Genomic DNA, 21,369 nt, shown 5'->3' on the forward strand with positions numbered 1-21,369 from the left:
CTCCTCCTATTCTAAAATGAGGTTCGAGTTTTCGGCTGCCCGGTCCTTGCAAGCACAGCCATCCGCTCCAGCAGCTTCAGGCCGCTCAGCTGGGTGCTCAATTGAACTACGCCTGAAGGCACCGCAGTCCAATCAGGTCCGAACAGAACCCGGTCTGCCGGCTTCCCCTGGTCCCACAGCATCTCTGCGTTACTGCGCAGGAAGGCCGCAGCGGCTCCGTCTTCCGGCACGGCTTGTGCCAGTTCTGCCGCATAGCGGACCAGAATGCCCTTGAAGAGACCGGCATCGCCGCCGCCCTCATCCGGGAGTATACCGGAATGCGGGCCAGCCAGCTCCTTGACCGCTGCGGCGAACGTGCGCCGGGCCTCCTCAAGATAGTCACGGCTCCCGGTAACCCGGTACAGCTCGATAGCCGCACCGATATAAACACCCTGATTGTACGTATATTTCCAATCCTTATCGATCCGGCCGTCACCGGTACGGTTCATCCCATCCCAGACGAAGCCTGTGTCCGGGTCCACCAGACGGGATTGCTGCCAGTTATAGAGCGCGTGCGCCCACTCCAGGTCCTGCGGATCTCCGAAAGCCTGATACAGGCGGGCGGCAAGGATGGCCGCCGGTGCATTGGCTGGGGTGTTCTTGTAATCCAGCTGCGATTTCTGCCAGGCGATGCCGCCCCCCGAATGGCTGTTCCAGCCGGTTCTGATATCCGTCCAAAGGATAAGAACCGTCTCTTTGTACAGCTCATCTCCCGTTGCCTGATAAGCGCGAAGCCAGGCCAGGGCCATCCACTCCATGTCGTCGTACAGCTCATTGGGCCATACTCCGTCATTGCGGCGGAGCAGCCCCCCATGTAGAGCGGACAGTCGTTCGCGGTACTTAGCAGCCCCAGTCCGCAGCAGGCCGTCGACCAGCACATCCACGGCATGGGCCATCCACCAATAATGAAAGACTGTATTACATGCGCCTTCCGGACATGGTGTCTCAATGTCATACATTCCGATGTCTTCGTTCCAGAAGAATACATCCAGCGCTTCCTGCGCCGAGTCCGCCCGTTCCGCCCATTGTTCAAGCTCTATTTGCTTCATATGGTCTCTCTCCCCGTCTATAATTTGCCTCCCTTAGTTGGCTCAGCCTTTGATGCCGCTGAAGGCAATCCCCTGTACAAAATAACGCTGCAGCGCCAGGAACAGCACCAGTATCGGCAGAATCGCCACCAGCGCCCCGGCCATCATCGGCCCGTAATCCGTCTGAAAATTATAAGAAAAAGCCTGCAGGCCCATCTGAATCGTCGCCTTGTCCGGATCATTCAGCACGATCATCGGCCACAGGAAGCTGTTCCAGCCGGCCTGGAAGGTGAAGATGCTCAAGGTAGCCAGCGCCGGACGGGTAAGCGGCAGATAGATCCTCCAGAAAATTTTGAATTCCCCGCAGCCCTCAATCCGGGCCATCTCCAGCATGTCAGTGGGGAGCGTAAGAAAAAATTGCCGCATAAAGAATACAGCGAAGCTCCCGGAAGCGCCGGGAAGAATAATGCCCCAGAAGGAGTTCATCAATCCATTGCCGCCCCCGCCAAAAAGATCATTGCCCCCGGCGAACGGAATATGGCGCATCACATACACTGTCGGGATCATGGTCACAATGCCGGGAATCATCATTGCCGCCAGCAGCACGCGGAACACCGGCTTGTTCAGCCTGAATCTCAGCTTCGCAAAGGCATAGCCGCTAAGTGATCCGAAAAACAGGTTAGCCAGGACGCCCGACACGGCAAGCACGAGCGAATTCCAGAAGAATAAAGCAAACGGCACCGTTGAAAAGGCTTTGCGGTAATGCTCGAAGGTCAGATGCTTCGGAAACCACTGGATCGGCATCGCAAAAATCTCATCATCCGGCTTGAGTGAGGTTAGCAAACTCCAGTAGAATGGCAGAAACATAACAACCGCTATAAGGATACATACAATATAGAAAATGAGCTTGTAGAGGCCCTTCTTCAAGGCCGAACCCCCAGTAACACCCATCCTGCAAACCTCCTTTTTCCTGGACAAGCTGCCCCTAAATGATCGATTCCTCCGCTTTGGAGACCCGCATATTAATCAGCGAGAAAATAAGAATGGCTACAGCAAGCACAAAGGCCTGCGCCGAGGCATAGCCCATCTGCAGCTGATTGAAGCCCTGCTGATAGATTAGGTAGACCGGGGTCTTGGTCACATTGGCCGGACCGCCCTGCGTCAGTACAAAGGCCTGGTCAAACAGCTGCAGCGCACCGATAATCGCCATCGTGCTGACCAGAAAGGTAGTTGGCCGCAGCTGCGGCCAGGTGATGAAGCGGAAGCTGTCAAATGTATTCGCCCCATCCAGCCGTGCCGATTCATAGAGATAATCCGGGACCCCCTGCAGACCGGCCAGATAAATAATCATATTGGAGCCGACGGATTGCCAGAGGGTGAGCATTACAATGGACAGCATCGCCGTACTTGTCTCGGACAGCCAGGCAGGACCGGTAATGCCCACATAGGACAGCAAGCCGTTCACCAGACCGAATTCCGGATGCAGCAGCCAGATCCATACGGTGGCCGCAGCTACAGCCGACGTCAGCGTGGGCAGATAATAGAAGGTGCGGAACAACTTGACTCCCCGCCACGCCCTGCTCAGCAGCATGGACAGCAGGAGGGAAATGATAATATTCAGCGGAACAAAAATAATCGAGTAGAAGAACACATTCTTGAACGTTTTCCACAGCAGGCTGTCTTCAATCAGGCGGCGGTAGTTGTCCAGGCCGACCCAGTCATTCTGGCTAAGCACATCATAGTTGGTGAAGCTTAAATACAGGGCCATCACTACAGGTATAACTGTAAACACAGTGAACAGCAGCACCGTAGGCGTAATGAATACATAAGCCGTCCGGGCTTCGTGCCGTTCCACTTTTCTCATGGAAGCCATACAACTCCCCCTCTCATCATCCGGCAAGGCTCCATGGCAGCAGGGAGGCACCGCCTCCCCGCGGCATCAGGCTGGTTACTTAACAACCGCGTTATCCTTCAGCATCTTGTCGCCTTGTTCCTGAGCCTTTTTCAGCGTGTCTTCAATGCTCTGCTTGTTCTGCTGGTTCAGCTGAAGATTAGGCGCAAGCGCATCGGTCTCCATCACGGAATAGCCGGGATGAGTCGGGCGGATTTTGGCAAATTCCAGCGTATCCAGAAACGGCTTCCACTGCGGGTCATCCTGGAAAAACGGATCTTCCATCGAAGGCTTGAAGCCCGGAAGATTCAGGCTGGTCTTGGCCCACATCAAGGCATTATCCTTGTTCGCGGTCCACCATTTAATGAATTCCCATGCCTCATCATGATGCTTGGAGCCCTCCGGAATCACGAGTCCGAAGCCGCCCATCACACTGCCCTTGTCGCCGTTCGGCCCGGCAGGAGGGGGTACAATGCCATATTCGAGATCTTTACCGTATTTGTTATAGGTACTGAGCATCCAGGGGCCGGAATAGAGCATGGCGACCTTGCCTGTAACGAAGGCATCCTGCCCTTCGCCAAGTCCCAGCTCAAAGCCAACCTTATACACCTTGTCTTTGTTCATCAGGCGGTCCCAGAATTCAAGCACCTGCTTGCCCTGCTCATTATTGAAATTGGTTTTGCCGTCCTCTGTAAGCATCTGGCCGCCTGCCTGCTGGAGATACATATTGAACAGGCCGAGGTCGCCCATGGAGAAGCCTGCCACCTCCAGCTTGTCGCCGTTCCACTTGGTCAGCTTGGCAGCAGCCTGCTCCAGCTCATCCCAGGTAGTCGGAGGCTGAAGCCCTGCTTCATCCAGCAGCTTCTTATTGTAGAATAATGCCCGTGCATCAACGGTCAGCGGAAGCCCGTATAATTTATCGTTATAGGAGAGCTCGGTCAATGACTCGCTGTAGAAATCATCCTTGGAAATGCCATCACGCGTTAAGTACTCATCCACCGGATGCAGCACGTTCTTGGGAGCATACAGCGAGGTCCGCCAGCGGTCCCAGAACAGCACATCAGGTGCACCGCCATTGGTGGCCGCCGTCAGGAATTTGGTAATCATATCCTGCTGCAGCACATATTTGACATGAATTTTGTCCTGTGATTTGTTGAAGGCATCCACCATGGTCTCGAACTGCTTCTGGCCTTCACCGCCCCAATCGCCCCAGAACGTCAGCTCCGTCTTCTTGCCGCTGCTGCCGCTTCCGGCTTTGCCGTCATTCGCAGCGCTCTCTTTTCCCGAATTGCTGCTGCACCCTGCCGCCAAGGAAGCGACCATCATCACCGAGAGTACCGTAACCCATCCTTTTTTCATTGTTACATCCCCTTCATTTGTATTTGTCTGTTATTAGAGCCCGGGCTGCTCAGCCTCTACTCACTTCAATTCCGCAGCGCATAAGCAGCAGCTCGCAGAACATCATATTGGCCCAGGAAAACCAGGGTCTGGTATACTCTTCCGGATGATCCGCATGAAAAGCCTCATGCATCAATCCGGTTCCGGCATCCGTCTGTTGCAGCAGCTCAAGCATTGCCTCCTGCTCCTCCCTCTTCCCGGAGGTCATTCCCTGAACCGCCAAGGCGATAGGCCATATATAATGCGGAGGGGTATGGGGACTGCCAATACCCGCTGCCGCCTTGCCTTCATAGAAATAGGGGTTGGTCCGGCTTAGAATAAGCTTGCGGGTGTTGAGATACACCGGATCCTCCGCAGATGTATAGCCAAGGTAAGGAATAGACAGCAGGCTGGGCACATTGGCGTCATCCATAAGGTTCACGCCTCCCAGGCCGTCGGTCTCATAGGCGTAGACAAGACCATATTCAGGGTGCTCCACAATGCCATGCCGCCGGATTCCCCCGTCAATCTGCTCAGCCAGATCTTCCGCCGCCTGTGCAAGCTCCGGGTTGCCAAGCACATCGGATGCGATTTCGCTGACGTACCGCAGGACAACGACAGCGAACATATTGGCAGGCACCAGGTAACCGTATTCGCAGGCATCATCGCTTGGACGAAAGCCTGACCAGGTCATTCCGGTATAGGCGGTTACAGAGCCTTTGCCGTCGCGGACAAGCGTATCGGTTGGCACACAGTTCACGCGTTCAAAAACATAATCGGAACCGCTCTCATGACTCTGCTCCCTGATCCACAATTGAATAATCTGCCACACTCCGGCTTCAAACGCTGAATTGAACTGCGTGACCCGCCCGGTGTTTTTCCATAGCAGATAGCTAAGCTGAATGGGATAGCAGAGGGAATCGATTTCGTATTTCCGTTCCCAAATCCATGGACTCATCGCCGTTTTGTCTTCCTGGTGACCCCGTCCATCCGCTTCCCGGTTGAACGCATTCGCATAGGGATCAAGGGAAATATAGGCAAATTGCTGTGCGATAAGCCCTTCAATCATGCCGGCGATTTCTTCATCCCCGGAGGCGGGGATCAGGAAGGGACGGACTTGTGCGGTGGAATCCCGCAGCCACATGGCCGGTATATCACCGGTAATGACAAAGGTTGTTCCATCCGGGTTGCGCTGTATCGTTGTGTTCCAGGTATTGAGCATGCACTGTTCGAACATGTCTGCCAGGTGCGGATGGCCGGGCAGTTTTTGACGTACACGGCCAGCCAGCTCCCGCAGGGAATCAGGTGTTTCCTTCATCGCTTTCAATCGGAATGACCTCCTCTGTAATGAATGAAGCGCTTTCACAAATGAGTATATTGGTATGTAAATGATATGTCAATATGTATTTTTAGATAATAATATATTAACATATGAAATACACTGATATTGACTAGACTAGGCTAACTTGCAAGCTTAATCTTCCGGCCGGAAACGGATCACATTGGACACAGCAAAAAACCCATCCGGCGGAATATCCGGCGGAATGGGTCTTTAGATTACAGCAGTTAGTTGTGACGGACAGGGCCGGTCGAATTCCCGGGCACCAGCTCAGCTTCCAGCATCACCTTATGGGGAACGGCCTCCCCGTTCATAATACGTAGCACATTCTCCAGGGCAATCCGGCCCATCTCCTCTTCATTCTGCCGCATATGGGTGAAGGCATACCCGCCTCCCAGATGGGTCGGCGGACTGTCGAAGCATATAATGGAGATATCCTCAGGTATGCGCAGCCCCAGACGTTCCACCGCAGTCTTCGCGAGCAGCGCGATATTGTATTCTATGGCAAATAACGCAGTGACGGACGGATGGCTCTGCAGATGGGTGACCAGCCGCGAGATGTCCCGTTCAATATTATCCGCATTAAAAAACTTAGGCAGCGTCGAGGTCAAATCGCTGACCCACAGCTCCTTGTCAACCATGACCCCCCGCTGCGCATGGGCCTGAATGAAGCCCTCAATCCGGTCCTCCACCGCAGTGGTGTCCACGGGAGGCGGAGACAGAAACGAAATATGTGTATGCCCGAGGTCAAATAAATACTCCGTCGCTTCAAGGGCCGCCTGCAGATTATCGGTGCTGATGGAGGCCGCAGCTACTCCTTTTAGATGTCTGTCTACCAGCACGAGCGGAAAACGCCCGATGACCAGCTTCAGAATTTCCGCATTGAAATACTCGCCCTGGGCCGGGAAAATAATCAGACCGTCTACACCCAGATTCAGCAGCTTCTGGATCGCCTGCTCTTCATTCTCCGGAATCCCGAAGGTTCTCCGCAGCACCAGAAAGCAGTCATTATCGCGCGAAGCCTGCTCCATCCCGTAGATCAGCCCCGTCCCGTAGCTGTTGCCGAAGTCGGTGATGATCAGGCCGATTGTTTTCTCATCGGAATGTATGGTAGCTGGGGCTGTACTGATCATCCCCGGGTCAGACTGTTCAGCAAAAGCATCGGCCACGAACGAGCCCCGGCCGGGCTTGCGGACAATCAGCCGTTCGGCGGCCAGCATCTCAAGTGCTTTTTTGCTGGTTATGCGGCTGACACTATAGGTCTCAGCCAGCTCTTTCTCGGAAGGAACCCGCTCGCCGGGTTTATAAGCCTCTGTAAGGATACTCTCCTTCACTTCATCAAAGATCTTCTCATACATCGGCTTGGAAGAGGTTGTTTCAGCCATAACGTTCCTGGTCCCCTGACGTTCATTTTTCGGTATCATACATAATAATATATCATGATATATTGAATTTGTCGATCCGGGTCACCAGAACTTGTCTACCAATAACTCCGCCACTCTCTAAGCACCCGTATCAGGGCCTCACAGTAGAAATAATCCCCCCAGAGGGTGCACTCGTCGATTCCCCAGCCCCGCGGTTTATTATAGACACCATGCAGCAGAATACCGTTGGAATGCAAATGGTCCTTCGTCGTATACCCTTCTGCGAGTGCGGCCAGCATCTCCAGGGCAACTTTCCTGTACCCGGCTGCACCCGGATCATCAGCCGGTAATTGCCGGCAGAGCTCCAGCAGCCCGCAGACGGCAATAGCAGCAGCCGAGCTGTCCTTCTCCTGGCCGTCGCCGTCCGTAAATATCAGATCCCAATACACAATGCCGTCCGCCGGAAGTTTGGCCAGGAAATAGTCGGCCAGCTGCCTGGAGGCATCAAGCAGCGATGAATCGCCTGTATGGGCGTAGGCAAGCGCGAAACCGTAGATGCCCCAGGCCTGACCTCTCGCCCAACAGGAATCATCGGCATACCCCTGATGAGTGTTGCCGTACAGCGGGTTGCCCGTTTCCGCGTCCATATAATAGGTGTGATAGGAGGTATGGTCGGGGCGGACCAGATACCGGGCCGATTGCCGGGCATGTCTGTGGGCTATGGATGCCAGGGCGCTGTCCCCGGTCTCTTCAGCAGCCCAGTGGAGCAACGGAAGATTCAGCAGGCAGTCGATAATCATCCGGCCGCGCTGCGCCGGGTCATTCAGATCTCCCCAGGCCTGGATGATTCCAGCCTCCGGAAAGTAACGGTCCGCCAGCAGTCCGGCCGCTTCCAGCGCCATCTCCCGCGCCGCCGGATTGCCGGTAATCCGGTGAGCAGCAACCGCCGAAAGGCTGTACAGAAAACCCAGATCATGCGTATCCACCGCGATCCGCTCCTCCACCCGCCGCCGGAAGCTAGCCAGCTGCTCTTCTGCCGCTTCCCGGTACCTGCTGTCTCCGGTCCATTCATACGCCAGCCAGACCATGCCGGTCCAGAAGCTGGCCGTCCAGTCCGTATTCTCTATCGCGGGATAGACCAGATCTTGGCTGGCCGGCGCCGGATACAGATCTGTATATACGGGCAGGTTCTGCTCAATTATACCCATCGCATACTTCAGGGCCTGTTCGAAGAACAGCCGCTCATCCTCCTTGAGTTCATGCAGCGCTTTATGCATGGCCTTCCAGCCTCCTTTTTAAGCGGAGTGTAAGTCCGATTGTCTGCCGGCCGCCGGTCAGATTGAATCTGAGGAAGGCTAGCTTGTCCTTGATCAGCTTAACTTCAGCCCCGCCTGAACAAGCGCTGACTTCATAGCCCGCCAGATCATCCCAGTATACTAACCCGAACGGAACAGCGCTGCTGCTCCCAATCTCATATTCAAGTTCAATCACCGCATCCGTCTTCAGATACTTCGTCACGAACACCGGCGGAACAGCTTCTGTGAAATCATCGTTCATATTCAGCTTCCCGATGTAATTGCGCAGCAGACGGGGCCTGCATTCTCCCTCCACGAAGGACAGCTGGCACTCTTTATCATAGTACAGGAAGGTTTCCGGCCAAGGGCCGAAGCCTACTCCGCCCAGAGTCATGGTGTATTCGTTAACCTCCGGCCGTACCGGATAATCATGGGTCAGCATATAGGATGCTGCCGTATATTTATTCTGCTCTTTGTACAGGCGTACAGCATGAGGTAAAGTCGTTAAGGTAATAGGATAGCCGGTAATATATTTGAAAAAGAGATCCAGCATTCCCGCACATTCCCCGACATGGGAAGCCGGGAATACAGTGAACCGGTCAGTGAACTCCATCTCATGGCCTTCCTGCTGCTGGAGGAAAAACACCTGCCCGTTATGATCCGTATTGAACAAATATTCATCGAACAGATGCTTCCAGTAGTCGATATTCTCTCCCGTACACAGACCGGCGCGCAGCACATCGTTGGGGTCCGTGGAATAGATGACCGGGCTGCCGGTATGGTAGGTGGCGTGCAGGTCACGGGCGGTCCATTCACAGGCCACCACCTGGCCCCGGCCGGGATGCGGCACCTTGAAGCTCCCGCTGTCCACATACCATGACCCCCAGGGAATGCCCTTATGGGTGATGCCATCCCACCAGAACTGCTCAAAGCAATATCCCCACATGCCTTCAAAATCCAGTTCCTCCAGCACTTCAATCACTTCATTGTAAATCTTCCCCCTTGCGGCCACCTTGGTGGTGGCCCATGGGAAGGCCTCCTGCAGCAGCGACCAATCCTCTTCCAGCCGCTGCTTCAGGACCTCCTTGGAGGAGCCGGCCTCCTCTTCAAAGAAAGGACATTGCAGGATGACATCATCGCCGAAGGCGATATGCCATTCCCCGATCCGCTCCCGCAGAACCGGAATCGAGCCCCGGTTGACAATCCAGGTTACGGGAATGCGGTATTTATGCGCAAGCTCCGCAGTCAGCTCAATCCCGTCAAGGGCAACACCCTTGCCCCAGTCTGCATCATAATGGGCAGCGTAGCTGACAAAGGTATAAATAAGTCGTTCCGGTTTCAACACAATCCCTCCAGGTAATCATAGTTTGTTTCCTGCCGGCCCCTGACCGGCGCGGCTTCTCCGCCGCTGCCCTAGCTATCCGCATACCCCCCCGGAAACCGGAGGGTTACGGAGGTAAGCCTGTAAGGCTCACTCTCCAGCTCCATTACGGCCTTGTCCCCATAGTGCAGGCGCAGCCGGGTGTAGACATTCCGCAGAGCATAGCCGCCATTCTCCTGCCCGGCTGCTGAGACAAGTCCGGCTTCTACCCGCTCCTTGTCGAAGCCCTCCCCATTGTCCTCCACCTTACAAACGAGGAAGGCCCCTTCCCGGTACACGCGGATGTTAATCCGTCCGGTATAGTCCTCACTTTGGAATCCATGGAGAATCGAGTTCTCCACCAGGGGCTGGAGCAGGATTTTTAGCAGCGGCTGCTCTTCCAGCCCTTCCTCCACTGTTATCTCATAGGTGAACAGCTCCTCGTAGCACTGCTGCTGCAAGCTTAAGTAACGGCTGACATGATCTACCTCCTTGGCTACGGTTGTCAGATCATGGCCGTTATTAAGCCCAAGCCGGAACAGCTGGGACAGGGAGACAATCATCTCCTTCACATCCTCCTGCTTGCGGGATTCCGATTTCCAGAGAATCGTATTCAAGGTATTGTAGAGAAAATGAGGATCAATCTGCGCCTGTAGCGCCTTGACCTCAGAGACACGCTTCTGCTTCTCCGCCTCGGTGACGTTCTGGATGAGCTGCTCAATTTTGACCAGCATGATGTTGAAGCGTTCACCCACCTGTGCTACCTCATCCCTGTAATCGCTGGAGAAGCGCACGGAGAGATCGTTGTCACCGGCTCTGGACATCAGACGCTGCAGCCGGTAGAGAGGCCGGATCAGCAGGCCGGTAATCCATTTCGACAGAATCAGCGCCAGCGGAATGAGCGCGAGTACGATAATAAGCGTGGCCCACCACATATAGCGGATATCCTTCAGCAGCACAGCCTTGGGCTGGAAATAGAAGATCATCCAATTATCCGGAAAGGTCACCTTGGCCCAATTGACCAGATATTCCTTCCCTTCGAACCTGTATTCAAAATGATTGCGCCCCGCGTTAACCTCGCGCTGGAAGGCCTCTTCCCGCATCGGGGCCACGAAGCGGGAATGCTCATCCATCACCGGATTACCCGCTGCGTCAATGACTGCAATGCTTCCTCTGTCGCCGACCACATTCGTCTCGGCATATTCTTTGATGGCAGACTCCCGCACATTGACGACCACCTGCACATCGGTTCCCCGATAGGCGGAGATCGGCTCGATCAGCAGGCTGAGGACACTGCCGCTGTTCTCGAACAGCTCGTCACGATGGGCAGGAACCCATAGCGGCAGCGTCTTCTCCTGCATAATCCGGCTTAGCGGAGTGTCCGCGAAATCCAGATTCGTCCGCTTCGCCCCGGTGACGGAATAGAATTCACCGATGGGCGTGGACACAAGCACCGAATCAATGGATGGCTCGATCAGCTGCATCTGGACCAGGGGCACCTGCAGCGCATTGTTCAGCGCGAAATAAGAGTAGTAGCTGGCTTCTGTTCCCGGCGAGGCGCGGAGAACATCCTCGAAGGGCGGACTCATCATAAAGGTCAGGACCGACAGCCGGACCTTGCGCAGCTTCTCCTCCAGCGCCTGGGCCGATTTGCCGATCATCATCTGGCTGAGCTCTGCCGTCTTTCGCTCCAGAAGCCGTGAAGCCAGGTATTGCGAGGAGACGCCTGTAACCCATATTGCCAGAATCACGATGGACACAATACCGATCCAGAGCCTGGTCTTGAAGGTGGAATTGTGCAGGAATGTCCGCAGAACAGGCTTTCTCATCGGTTGCCCTGTCTGGGTCCATAGGCCGCCCGGAATTCCGTGGGCGTCATGCCGGTCGTTTTCTTGAATACATCGCTGAAATAGGAGCGCTCCTCATAGCCGAGGTTTTCGGCAATTTCGGCAATGGGCTGGTCGCCGGCCAGCAGCAGCTTGGCCTGTTCCATCTTCTCCTGGATGACGAAAGCGCCAACGGAGAGCCCGGTCACCTTCTTGAACAGGTTGGAGAAATAGCTGGTGCTCAGGTGAACATGGGCAGCATAGTCGCCGACCATCAAATTGAGATGCAGATGCTCACGCATGTAACGGATAACCGCCTGAATCGTCTCCTGGGCGCTGTATTGCAGCCGGGACTGGACCTGCACACAGCTCAGCTTGCACAGCTGCTTCAGCGATTCGCGCAGATCGTTCAGCACCGCCCGGGGCGAGGTCAACACCTTCATTAACTCGGGCAGCTCCGGACTCTCGGCCAGTTCAGGCACCGCATTGCGGATCAGAGCGGCAAGCTCTACACAGAGCGCCTTCGCACTATCCGGCGAAGGCAGGGCCTCTGTCTTCCCGGCAGTCTCCAGCAGTGCTAGCAGCGACTTCTCAGCCTGCCCGGCATTGCCGGAGCGCAGCGCATAGACCAGCTCCTTCTCCAGATCGGCATCAGGACGCGGAAGCACCTCGGGGCGCTGCGTGATATGCTCCCAGAAGAACACACTGTTGCCCCCGGTATAGAACGTGTAGGTTAGTGCTTCTACTGCCTGCTGATAGGCAACGGGAAGCTCATCCAGCTCCTGAACCGTCCGGCTTACGCCTGCCGAGACCGTGCATTTGGAGTAACGCTCGGCGTTCTCCCGGCATTCCTCGGCGATTCCCAGCGCGCTGGCCCCATTCCCTGTGTTGACAATGAGCACGAAGCGGTGAACCGATTCGCGGAACAGGGTTCCCTTGGCCACCCGGAGTACAGTCTCCTCTACGATGTTCTGCACGGCAAACCGCAGCAGCTCCGCATCATTGACCGGAATCTCCTCGCTCTTCTGTACGAAATGGTCAATCTCCAGCACCACGACGGCGAGCGGAGAGGACTGCATATCCATCTGCAGAAATTCCCAGCGCCTGCGCAGCGTCTCCGGTTGGGCCGAGAAGCGGACCAGCAGGCTGAGGTATTCCTGGCGCAATAACGGCATGCTCTCCCGCAGCTTCTGCTGCATGTCGCTCAGCTCCTCGCTGTGCTGCCGCTCTCTCTCCAGCTCCTCCGCAGCCTTCTTCACCACTTCGGCCAGCTGCTTCGGGGTGAAGGGCTTGAGGATATAATCGAAGGCGCCCAGACGAAGCGCTTCCTGCGCATGATCGAAATCGGAATAGCCGCTGATGAAGATAAATTTGGCCTGCGGGAGCTGCGGCCGCAGCTCCCGCATCATCTCAATGCCGCTCAGTCTGGGCATACGGATATCCGTCACAATGATATCGGGCAGCTTCTTCTTAACGAGCGCCAGACCTCCCTCGCCGCTGGATGCCGTGCCCACGATGTCTATCCCCAGTTCGCTCCAGTCCATATCCCGGGAGATCCCGTTCACGACAGCGCGGATATCATCAATTACGACCATGGTATATGTCCGCTTGATCATAGGTGCCTCCTCCTTCAAAAGCCTCCTCCAGACGGAGGAGGCGGAACCGGTTATTGTTGTTCCAGGTAACGCGCGTAAGCCGTATTATAGATTTCCAATACTTCATCCAGCTTAAGCTGCTTAAGCTGCTGAACGAAGGCGTCATAGCTGCTTTCCACTGCCTCTCCGCCCATGAACCACTTCTGTGAAGTCTCCATCACATAGGTTTCAATCGGCGGGAACAGCTCCTTAATCTTCTTGTCTTCATCCAGGGTGAAGTTCAGCTGCGGCACCTGGTACTCAGGGGCGAAGTAGTTATTGTCCACATACATTTTCACGCCTTCCAGTGCAATCTTATTCGTCCATTGCTCTTCGTAGGCGAAATCCTGATGTCCGCCGATGATTAACTGGGCACCGGTAGTCTTGATCAGATAATCGACTACAGCGGGCTCATTCAATACCTTCTCGGTGAATACCGGCTTGCCGTCCACCATCGTGTACGTTTCACCTTCGATTCCAAAGTTATGCAGACGGCGCCCTTCTTCAGTCCACCAGAAGTCCATATAGCGCAGTACAGCCGCCGGGTCCTTGGCGTTCGCAGAAATCGCCCACCCGGCATTGTTGCCCAGCGGATTGCGCTTGGTTACTTCAAATACCTTGCCGGAGATGCTGGCCGGAGGTGCAATTGGACGCAGCGAGAAATCAGGCAGAGTCGGCTGAAGCTTGTTATTGTAATTGGCGGTGCTGGCGAACCAGTCATGTACAGAACCGCCGGTATCATTCGCAAAGAGAATATCACGTGCGGTATTGCCGCGGGTGAAGATCTCCTTATCAATCAGCCCTTCCTTGTACCACTTGGCTGTCTCCGTTGCAGCCGTCTTATACTCCGGCTCGTTCGGCCCGTATACGATCTTGCCGTCCTTCAGCTTGAAAGACAGCGAGGCATCCCACAGCGGAAACAGGGAAGCGAAGCCGGAAGTGGCATTACGGGAGAAGAAAGGCACCTCATCCTTCTTGCCGTTTCCGTTAGGGTCTTGTTCACGGAACGCCTTCAGCACCTCATAGTACTCCTGAACCGTTGCCGGAGCCTTCAGTCCCAGCTTGTCGAGCCAATCCTGACGGATATACCAGCCCTCCTGGGCTTCCCCGTCAGACACGAACGGCACGACATAAATTTTGCCGTCTGAGGCAGTGATAGCACTCTTAATCGCCTTGTTCTCGTCCAGGAACGCCTTGAAATTCGGAGCATTCTCGGCCAGCAGATCATCCAGCGGCACAAGCGCACCCTGAACAGCGATATTATTAAGTCCGGACAGCTGGTAAGCCACAATATCAGGCAGTTCACCCGAAGCTAGCAGCAGATTCCACGCCTGGGCATCGTCGCCTCCGGTCGGAGCTACATTCTTCAGTGTGACGCCGGTAGCCTTGGCCGCTTCCTGAAAAATTGGCATATCGCCGTTAATCTGAAGCGCCTGGCTATAATAGTAGAAATTAAGGTTAAGCGGCTCCACATTTGCCGCCGGTGTTGCGGCAGGTGAAGCAGAGGCGGCAGGCGAAGCGCCTGAATTATTCGCTGACGGGGATGGGGCTGCCCCCTGGTTGCCCCCGCAGCCTGATACCAGGATCGCCATAAGCGCTGGTGCAAGCAACAGGCTTTTCATTTTTTTCATGTACAATAATCCTCCCTTTTATCTATTATATCGTATCCCTTTTCTATGCAAACAAGTACGCCTCCGGTTCAAGGCTTCCCTGGCGGCACCGCTATTGTCCTTAGCCTTTGATGGAGCCGATCATGACTCCGTGTACGAAATACTTCTGGATAAACGGATAGAAGAGCATCATCGGCAGAACAGCAACCACAATCGTGGCATAAATGACCGTTTCTGCAATCAGATAGGAGCTGTCCGTGACCATCATGGAATCGCTCGGCTTCATCTGTACCACCAGACGATTCAGCAGCACCTGCAGCGGCACTTTGTCTTCACTACGTAGCAGCACCATGGCCCAGAAGTATCCGTTCCAGCGGCCTACCGCATAGAAGAGCGTAACTGTCGCCAAGGCAGCCTTGGACAAGGGCAACATGATCCGCAGCAGAATCGTGGCCTCGCTCGCCCCGTCAATGCGGGCTGCCTCCTCCAGCTCTTCGGGAACAGACTGGAAGAAGGTGCGCAGAATAATAACATTAAAGGTCGAAATGGCGAAGCCGAAGATGATCGCACTCCGCGTATCCAGCAGGTCCAGACTGCGGAAGTTCATATAGATAGGGATAATACCTGCATTGAAGACAAGCGTGAAGGAAATCATCAGATTGATCGCCTTCCGGCCTTTAAGCCTGCGCTTGGACAAGCTGTATGCACCGCAGATCGTAAGTATCATGCTGACCAGTGTACCTGCAACAGTGTAAAAGAGTGTATTGGCGTACCCGAGCCAAATGGTCGGTTCCCGGAAGACCGCCTTATAGGCGTCCAGTGTCGGCTCGACGGGAAACAGAATCACCCTGCCGGACACTACCGCATCCGGAGAACTGAAGGAAGCGGACAGCACATAGAGTACAGGGAACAGTACAATGATCATCAGAAGCGTCAGGAATACATAATTGAAGCGGTAAAAAAGCTTTTCGCCGCGGCTTTCTGTCATAATTTCTTCACCTACCAGAGACCGTTGCCGGTGTATTTTTTGCTGAGCCGGTTAGAGATTACAATGAGGAGCAGTCCCACAACCGAGTTGAATAATCCGACTGCTGTAGCCATGTCGTAACGGCCGTTCAAGATCCCTTCCCGGTAGACATAGCTGTTGATGACATCTGCCGTCTCGTAGGTTGCAGGCTGGTAGAGCAGAATAATCGCCTCATAGCCGACCTCCAGCAGACTGCCGATCTTCAGAATCAGCATGATCATGATCGTAGGCAGAATTCCTGGCAGCGTCACATTTAGAATACGCTTCCATTTATTAGCTCCATCTACCACCGCCGCCTCATAAAGATCCGTATTGATGCCTGCCAGCGCTGCAATGTAGATAATGGCAGAGAAGCCAATTTCCTGCCAGATACCCATCGAGACGAAGATGGTGCGGAAATACTCCGGCACGGCGAGGAAATAAATTTTCTCGAAGCCCATCTGCTCCAGCAGGAGGTTAACGATACCGTTGCCGGGTGCGAGCAGATTGGTTACAATGCCGCATACAACGACAACAGAGATAAAGTGGGGCAGATAAGTAATGGTCTGCACCGTTTTTTTGAACATGGCATTCTTCACTTCATTAAGCAGCAATGCCAGCAGGATCGGCGCCGGGAATGCGAATAACAGGCTGTACAGGCTGATCAGTAGTGTATTCTTCAGCACCCGCAGGAAGTAATCGCTCTGCAGGAATGTTTCAAAGTGGCTGAAGCCTGCCCACGGACTGTCCGCGATGCCCTGAAAAACGCTGTAATCCTTGAAGGCAATCTGCAGCCCGTACATCGGCTTAAAGGCAAACAGGATATACCATAATACAAAAGGCACAAGGATCGCATACAGGAACCAGTCCCTGCGCAGTGTCTTCCCCAGCCCCCCGGTCTTGACCGGTAATGCCGGCAAGCCGTTCTGACTCTCCTTAATCCGAAGTTTCATCTCTCTTCTCTTCCTTCCTTGGCTGCCTGCACGGCCGCCGCTGTCGTAACTTCATTATAAGTAACGGCACTGCAGGCCATAAGGCAAAATCCGATTGTGAGGGACGGTTATTCTACTGTAACCGGATTCACCCGGATCGGCCCCGGTTATCCGAAGAAGGGGGTAAGCCACCTTCTGCCCACAGCAAAAAACACCCGCAGCAGGAGAACTATCTCCAGTCTGCGGGTGTTCGGGTAATATCGTTTATTCCTGCCAGGATCAAGTGCAGGCTAGTAGCTGCGGCTGTCCTGAATATGGATATAATTAACGCCCTGCGCAGTCAGTTTAGAGCCGCTTGTATTCGCGACGCGGACTGCCTTCTTGCCTTTCCCGCTAACAGAGAAACTGATATTGCTCGCCAGCTTGTTCTCTGCGATCTGTTCCAGCGCGCTGTGGTAGCCTCCGATGGTCACGCCCTCCAGGTTCTCCAGCACCGGTTCCTTGCCCTCTTCAATCGTCTTGAGAATTTGATAGATTAACGACTTGCTTCCATCCATCCTGATTCGCCTCCTGCATCAATTGTGAGCGTTTACACAACAATAACCTTACATGCGAACTTTTCCCTCTGTATATCTATTCTCTTATTCGACGGCACAGACCTTTTACCTCTTATTGGAATTCAATCTTCAATAAAAAGTCTCATCTATATGATTTCCGTACACGCTGCTGACCCCAACCAGTCTGAACGCTCCATTTACTTTGGCGTATGTATAATTCTGATCAGGTTCATCCTTATACCGTACCTCCGCTTCATAAACGCCCGATTTCAAGCTATAGACTCCACGGATCTCTTGAATCTCTGCTTCGGGATACGCTCTAGTATGAATCAGGTATGCTTTGACCTCATTAGCGATGTGGCTTCTTTTATAAGGTGACCCGGTTAGCGACAGGTAGATCCCTCCTGCAACAACAACGAGTACCAGCACAGCAATTATCGTCCCCCGGTTAGTAAGCCTCATGCGGATAACCTCCGTTCAACATTAGTTTTTGCTCTGAGTGGGAATAACATAATTTTACATGTGTCAGTTCATTTTACCACACTGATGAATGCCAGCACATTGTATGCGGTTTTTCTGTGAAAATACGTCTGGCACTGCGATAAAGGTACGGCTTACGCGGCGCTCCCAGTCCAATTGTGTTCGGTTTTTCGATTACATTCGGCTTATGCGCTGCACGCGGTCCCATTGTGTTCAGTTTTTCGCATACACTATATCCGCCTCCGCACTAGACGAATATCATAAATCCCCTATACAAAAGGCACAAAAACACCCCGTAGGTGCTTTTGTGCCTTTTTGTAGCTCGTAGCTCGTGGCTTGCAGCTTATAGCTCGTAACTTATGGCTTGTAGCTTATACTTACGCGTTATGCATTCTGCCGGTATACCGGCGCGCCCAGCGGCGAGCTGCCTGCACCGCCGTCCACGGCGATATCTGCACCTTGGATATACGAAGAATCATCGGAGGCCAGGAACAGGGCGACCTTAGCGATCTCTTCGGGTACACCCGCACGGCCCAGAGGAATCGACAGTGCCATGCCTGCCTCGACCTGCTTCCAGTTATCCATCGCCGACTCTCCCCAGATCGGAGTGCGCGTTACGCCAGGCGCGATGTTGTTGACGCGGATGCCCAGCGGAGACAGCTCGGAGGCCAGCACCTTTGTCATGCTGCTGACTGCTCCTTTGCTGGCGGCATAGGCGGAATTGCCGGGTCTTCCGGCCTTGGCTAACACGGAGCCGGTCAGAATGACGGAGGCTCCGGCCTTCAGATGAGGCAGTGCAGCCTGGACGGTGAAGAAGGTACCGGTCACATTGACCCTGAGCACTTCCTCGAAGGTGGCAAGCTCTGTGCTGCCCAGCGGTGTATAGCCCGCGATTCCAGCATTCGCATAGACCACATCCAGTCTGCCGAAGGCCTCTATTGCTGCATTCACAGCCTTCACCGCACTCTGCGGATCAGTCGCATCCGCCTGGACAGCAACTGCATGCTCCGCACCCAGCTCTTCTACCGCCGCCTGCAGGGATACCGGATTACGGCCGGTTATGACCACTCTTGCGCCCTCCGCCACAAATAGCCTGGCACTAGCCAGCCCAATCCCGCTATTTCCTCCAGTAATCAATGCAACTTTCCCGTCAAGCTTCCCCATCGTTAACACTCCTCATCTGCTTCATTTGAGACCGTTCGTTCTACTATAATCAAAAAAATAAGCTGCCTCGTACCAGCATTTTAGCATATTCGAGAACGATCAGTAAAGTATTATTTTTACCAGACGTTCTCGAATAGCATCAGCCTTGCATAAAGCAGAAAATATCCCCCAATCCACAGCAGTGCCCCTATCATGATGAAGATTCCTATGTACCCCGCCCAGCCTGGCGGCTTCCTTGTGTACTTCAACAGAAGAAGCGACGCAACAGCCAAAACCGCAGAGGGGATGCCTAAGATCTGCAGCAGCATTATATTTACGATATCCAGGATAAACCCTTGGCTGAACCCCGGGCTCGTCTGTAACAGAAAGAGGGCCAACCCTATGATATTCACCACTACAGCGCTGATCCAGAGTATTCTAACGGGTCTGACCATACTTCACCCCCTATGCTATCCCATTACCCGCTAATCACAAGTATTACACCAAAGCAAACGTTATTCTCCACAATACCTGTCCTTCTGCTGCACCACAATAGAAACGATACCGTTCATTTAAAGGACGGTATCGTTTCAGCCGAACACAACGTATGCTGTTTTTCGCATACATTCAGGCCGGGCCTGCTTGCGAGCACCGAATGTAATCGAAAAACCGATTACAACGGGACGGCGAGCGGCGCGTGGGCCGATTGTAATCGAAAAACCGATTACCATGGGACGGCGAGCGGCGCGTAGACCGAATGTAATCGAAAAACCGATTACAATGGGACGGCGAGCGGCGCGTGGGCCGAATGTAATCGAAAAACCGATTACAATGGGACGGCGAGCGGCGCGTGGGCCGAATGTAATCGAAAAACCGATTACAATGGGACGGCGAGCGGCGCGTGGGCCGAATGTAATCGAAAAACCGATTACAATGGGACGGCGAGCGGCGCGTGGGCCGATTGTAATCGAAAAACCGATTACAACGGGACGGCGAGCGGCGCGTGGGCCGATTGCTCCTATTACAACAATCAAGACGGGCCCGCCCCCATAGGGAGAAGACCCGTCTTTGTCTTTGTCTTTGACCTTCGTCATTTGTCATTTGTCATTTGTCACTCATCTTTGTCATTCATCTTCGCCATTCGTCATTATCTTACGAACAATCTACCGCCCTGCCGTCTCAAAAGAAAACCGCGCTGTCCACGTAGCACCTGCATCCTTCGTCACGTAGAGGGTGGAGCTATTCATATCCTTCACAGCCATCCAGCCCTGATTGGCATCGGTGAACGAGATTGTTCCTTCGAAGCCGGGAACGGTCTGCTGATTCTTCCAGCTCTGTCCGTTGTTCTTGGTGAGCCCGATGCCCACTTGCTCCGCTGCCGGCTGGTACCCAGCCAGGAAGGCTGCCGATTTGCCGATCAGCACCATATTGCCGGGGGTGCCCGAAGCGGGACCCTTCTTCGCTACAGCTACGCCGCTGCCGGGAGCCGGACCGCCGCCTGCGGTCTCCTGGGCAATCACCCGGGTCCAGCTGCCGCCGGAGTTAGAGCTGCCGTAGAGGGAATAGGAGGTCTGCGACATGCCGACGCCGCCGTACAACAGCGCATACACCTGACTGCCCTTGGCGTAGATCTGTCCGTAATTCGCCTCAGGGGTGGAGGCGCTAAGTACCTGCTTCCAGGCTGCTCCGCCGTTAGTTGTCTTCATTACCCGATAGCTGCTCCCGGGAACAACTACCACAGCCCAGCCGTTATTCCTGCTGGTGAATTCTGCTCCGCGTGTGTTGGCAGGCGTCTTGATCAGACTCCAGCTCTCCCCGCCATCCTTCGTATAATATGTAGATGCGCGGTTGTAGCCGAAGCCCTGGTTGCTGTCCAAGAACTCTATCCGTTCAAAGGTTACTGCCTGGTTCGACAGCCTTGTCCAGGTAGAGCCGCCGTCTGCCGTTCTTAACAGATATTTAGCCTGTCCGTCCTTGACAGCGGCAAGCGCCCAGCCGTGAACATTATCCGGGAAATCAATCTGCTGGAAGCTCCACTGTCCTTCATAGATCTTTTGGAAATGGCAGCCGCCGTCCGAGGTTCCAATCAGGAACCCATTCCCGGCTGCCCGCCCCGTATCTGAGCTTAGGAACTCTACATCCGAGAAGGTGAGCGGAACGCTGTCAGCTCCGCTATGTGCCTTTTGTAAATCCTGAAGCAGCCCATGGTCTCCGGTGCTGCATCCCTGCGGCGGAGTTGGGGCCGGTGCTGCTGCCTGAACCTGGGAAGCCGCCGCTCCCCAGCCTGACAGGGTAAGCAGACCTGCGGTAAGAAGAGTTACGGTTATCTGCTGTAATCTGGTCGTTCTATTCATCGGTAACACCTCCTAGAATATATATACCCTCTGAGCAGAGCATTACTCTGACAGTACATGAACATGTTACTCCATCTGAGGCCAACTATGTAGGTGTGAAATGGTACAAAACTGTAACCAATTTCGCTGTTAAA

19 protein-coding genes are annotated in these 21,369 nt (G+C 54.2%); 1 reads left to right on the plus strand and 18 read right to left on the minus strand.

Features of this window, described 5'->3' with window-relative positions:
* Positions 1-11: 11 nt before the first annotated feature.
* From NYE26_RS23730 to NYE26_RS23810, 17 genes are all read right to left on the minus strand, one after another.
* A complete protein-coding gene (locus NYE26_RS23730; RefSeq protein ID WP_339250559.1) occupies positions 12-1,088 on the minus strand; it encodes a glycoside hydrolase family 76 protein in 1,077 nt (358 codons plus the stop codon).
* 42 nt (positions 1,089-1,130) lie between these two features.
* Positions 1,131-2,018 (minus strand): carbohydrate ABC transporter permease, encoded by an 888-nt coding sequence (locus NYE26_RS23735; protein WP_036725951.1) that lies wholly within the window; start codon positions 2,016-2,018, stop codon positions 1,131-1,133.
* Between the two features lie 34 nt (positions 2,019-2,052).
* Positions 2,053-2,940 carry a sugar ABC transporter permease gene (locus NYE26_RS23740; protein WP_339250561.1) on the minus strand — a complete coding sequence of 296 codons (888 nt, stop codon included), beginning with the start codon at positions 2,938-2,940 and terminating at the stop codon, positions 2,053-2,055.
* 75 nt (positions 2,941-3,015) lie between these two features.
* Positions 3,016-4,317 (minus strand): ABC transporter substrate-binding protein, encoded by a 1,302-nt coding sequence (locus NYE26_RS23745; RefSeq protein WP_339250562.1) that lies wholly within the window; start codon positions 4,315-4,317, stop codon positions 3,016-3,018.
* A gap of 49 nt (positions 4,318-4,366) precedes the next feature.
* Positions 4,367-5,653, minus strand: coding sequence for a glycoside hydrolase family 125 protein (locus NYE26_RS23750; protein WP_339257601.1), 1,287 nt, complete (start codon positions 5,651-5,653; stop codon positions 4,367-4,369).
* A 248-nt stretch (positions 5,654-5,901) separates the two neighbouring features.
* Entirely contained in the window at positions 5,902-7,059 is a 1,158-nt protein-coding gene (locus NYE26_RS23755; RefSeq protein WP_339250564.1) for a GntR family transcriptional regulator, read from the minus strand.
* Between the two features lie 95 nt (positions 7,060-7,154).
* Positions 7,155-8,315 carry a glycoside hydrolase family 88 protein gene (locus tag NYE26_RS23760; protein ID WP_339250566.1) on the minus strand — a complete coding sequence of 387 codons (1,161 nt, stop codon included), beginning with the start codon at positions 8,313-8,315 and terminating at the stop codon, positions 7,155-7,157.
* A complete protein-coding gene (locus NYE26_RS23765; protein ID WP_339250568.1) occupies positions 8,308-9,675 on the minus strand; it encodes a hypothetical protein in 1,368 nt (455 codons plus the stop codon). The genes NYE26_RS23760 and NYE26_RS23765 overlap by 8 nt, the downstream gene beginning before the upstream one ends.
* Positions 9,676-9,746: 71 nt before the next feature.
* Positions 9,747-11,522: a sensor histidine kinase gene (locus tag NYE26_RS23770; protein ID WP_339250570.1), complete on the minus strand. Its 1,776-nt coding sequence runs from the start codon at positions 11,520-11,522 to the stop codon at positions 9,747-9,749.
* Entirely contained in the window at positions 11,519-13,135 is a 1,617-nt protein-coding gene (locus tag NYE26_RS23775; protein ID WP_339250572.1) for a response regulator, read from the minus strand. Before NYE26_RS23775 ends, NYE26_RS23770 begins: the two co-directional genes overlap by 4 nt.
* 50 nt (positions 13,136-13,185) lie before the next feature.
* The gene (locus NYE26_RS23780; protein WP_339250574.1) at positions 13,186-14,784 is read right to left on the minus strand and encodes an extracellular solute-binding protein; all 1,599 of its coding nucleotides are present in this window, start codon (positions 14,782-14,784) and stop codon (positions 13,186-13,188) included.
* 100 nt (positions 14,785-14,884) lie between these two features.
* The gene (locus NYE26_RS23785) at positions 14,885-15,751 is read right to left on the minus strand and encodes a carbohydrate ABC transporter permease (protein WP_339250576.1); all 867 of its coding nucleotides are present in this window, start codon (positions 15,749-15,751) and stop codon (positions 14,885-14,887) included.
* 11 nt (positions 15,752-15,762) lie between these two features.
* A complete protein-coding gene (locus tag NYE26_RS23790; protein ID WP_339250578.1) occupies positions 15,763-16,722 on the minus strand; it encodes an ABC transporter permease subunit in 960 nt (319 codons plus the stop codon).
* 269 nt (positions 16,723-16,991) lie between these two features.
* Positions 16,992-17,258: a hypothetical protein gene (locus NYE26_RS23795; RefSeq protein WP_339250580.1), complete on the minus strand. Its 267-nt coding sequence runs from the start codon at positions 17,256-17,258 to the stop codon at positions 16,992-16,994.
* A gap of 129 nt (positions 17,259-17,387) precedes the next feature.
* The gene (locus tag NYE26_RS23800) at positions 17,388-17,720 is read right to left on the minus strand and encodes a DUF3139 domain-containing protein (RefSeq protein ID WP_339250582.1); all 333 of its coding nucleotides are present in this window, start codon (positions 17,718-17,720) and stop codon (positions 17,388-17,390) included.
* Between the two features lie 402 nt (positions 17,721-18,122).
* A complete protein-coding gene (locus NYE26_RS23805; protein ID WP_339250584.1) occupies positions 18,123-18,902 on the minus strand; it encodes a glucose 1-dehydrogenase in 780 nt (259 codons plus the stop codon).
* 116 nt (positions 18,903-19,018) lie between these two features.
* Positions 19,019-19,336: a hypothetical protein gene (locus tag NYE26_RS23810; protein ID WP_339250586.1), complete on the minus strand. Its 318-nt coding sequence runs from the start codon at positions 19,334-19,336 to the stop codon at positions 19,019-19,021.
* A gap of 187 nt (positions 19,337-19,523) precedes the next feature.
* On the opposite strand from NYE26_RS23810, the gene NYE26_RS23815 reads away from it, so the two are divergent.
* Positions 19,524-19,934: a hypothetical protein gene (locus NYE26_RS23815; RefSeq protein WP_339250588.1), complete on the plus strand. Its 411-nt coding sequence runs from the start codon at positions 19,524-19,526 to the stop codon at positions 19,932-19,934.
* 110 nt (positions 19,935-20,044) lie between these two features.
* Here NYE26_RS23815 and NYE26_RS23820 read toward each other — a convergent pair whose 3' ends face one another.
* Positions 20,045-21,235, minus strand: a complete 1,191-nt coding sequence (locus NYE26_RS23820) for a hypothetical protein (protein ID WP_339250590.1) — start codon at positions 21,233-21,235, stop codon at positions 20,045-20,047.
* Positions 21,236-21,369: the final 134 nt, after the last annotated feature.

This window comes from Paenibacillus sp. FSL P2-0136, from assembly GCF_037975325.1.
In the GTDB taxonomy this organism is placed as follows: Bacteria; Bacillota; Bacilli; order Paenibacillales; family Paenibacillaceae; genus Paenibacillus_AQ; species Paenibacillus_AQ silagei.

Excerpts from the sequence above, each read along its gene's own strand:
- NYE26_RS23795 (WP_339250580.1), bottom strand. The coding sequence starts at position 17,258 with ATGGATGGAAGCAAGTCGTTAATCTATCAAATTCTCAAGACGATTGAA.
- NYE26_RS23730 (WP_339250559.1), bottom strand. The coding sequence starts at position 1,088 with ATGAAGCAAATAGAGCTTGAACAATGGGCGGAACGGGCGGACTCGGCG.
- NYE26_RS23780 (WP_339250574.1), bottom strand. The coding sequence starts at position 14,784 with ATGAAAAAAATGAAAAGCCTGTTGCTTGCACCAGCGCTTATGGCGATC.
- NYE26_RS23755 (WP_339250564.1), bottom strand. The coding sequence starts at position 7,059 with ATGGCTGAAACAACCTCTTCCAAGCCGATGTATGAGAAGATCTTTGAT.
- NYE26_RS23805 (WP_339250584.1), bottom strand. The coding sequence starts at position 18,902 with ATGGGGAAGCTTGACGGGAAAGTTGCATTGATTACTGGAGGAAATAGC.
- NYE26_RS23740 (WP_339250561.1), bottom strand. The coding sequence starts at position 2,940 with ATGGCTTCCATGAGAAAAGTGGAACGGCACGAAGCCCGGACGGCTTAT.
- NYE26_RS23775 (WP_339250572.1), bottom strand. The coding sequence starts at position 13,135 with ATGATCAAGCGGACATATACCATGGTCGTAATTGATGATATCCGCGCT.
- NYE26_RS23820 (WP_339250590.1), bottom strand. The coding sequence starts at position 21,235 with ATGAATAGAACGACCAGATTACAGCAGATAACCGTAACTCTTCTTACC.
- NYE26_RS23790 (WP_339250578.1), bottom strand. The coding sequence starts at position 16,722 with ATGAAACTTCGGATTAAGGAGAGTCAGAACGGCTTGCCGGCATTACCG.
- NYE26_RS23800 (WP_339250582.1), bottom strand. The coding sequence starts at position 17,720 with ATGAGGCTTACTAACCGGGGGACGATAATTGCTGTGCTGGTACTCGTT.
- NYE26_RS23745 (WP_339250562.1), bottom strand. The coding sequence starts at position 4,317 with ATGAAAAAAGGATGGGTTACGGTACTCTCGGTGATGATGGTCGCTTCC.
- NYE26_RS23735 (WP_036725951.1), bottom strand. The coding sequence starts at position 2,018 with ATGGGTGTTACTGGGGGTTCGGCCTTGAAGAAGGGCCTCTACAAGCTC.
- NYE26_RS23810 (WP_339250586.1), bottom strand. The coding sequence starts at position 19,336 with ATGGTCAGACCCGTTAGAATACTCTGGATCAGCGCTGTAGTGGTGAAT.
- NYE26_RS23760 (WP_339250566.1), bottom strand. The coding sequence starts at position 8,315 with ATGCATAAAGCGCTGCATGAACTCAAGGAGGATGAGCGGCTGTTCTTC.
- NYE26_RS23770 (WP_339250570.1), bottom strand. The coding sequence starts at position 11,522 with ATGAGAAAGCCTGTTCTGCGGACATTCCTGCACAATTCCACCTTCAAG.
- NYE26_RS23785 (WP_339250576.1), bottom strand. The coding sequence starts at position 15,751 with ATGACAGAAAGCCGCGGCGAAAAGCTTTTTTACCGCTTCAATTATGTA.
- NYE26_RS23750 (WP_339257601.1), bottom strand. The coding sequence starts at position 5,653 with ATGAAGGAAACACCTGATTCCCTGCGGGAGCTGGCTGGCCGTGTACGT.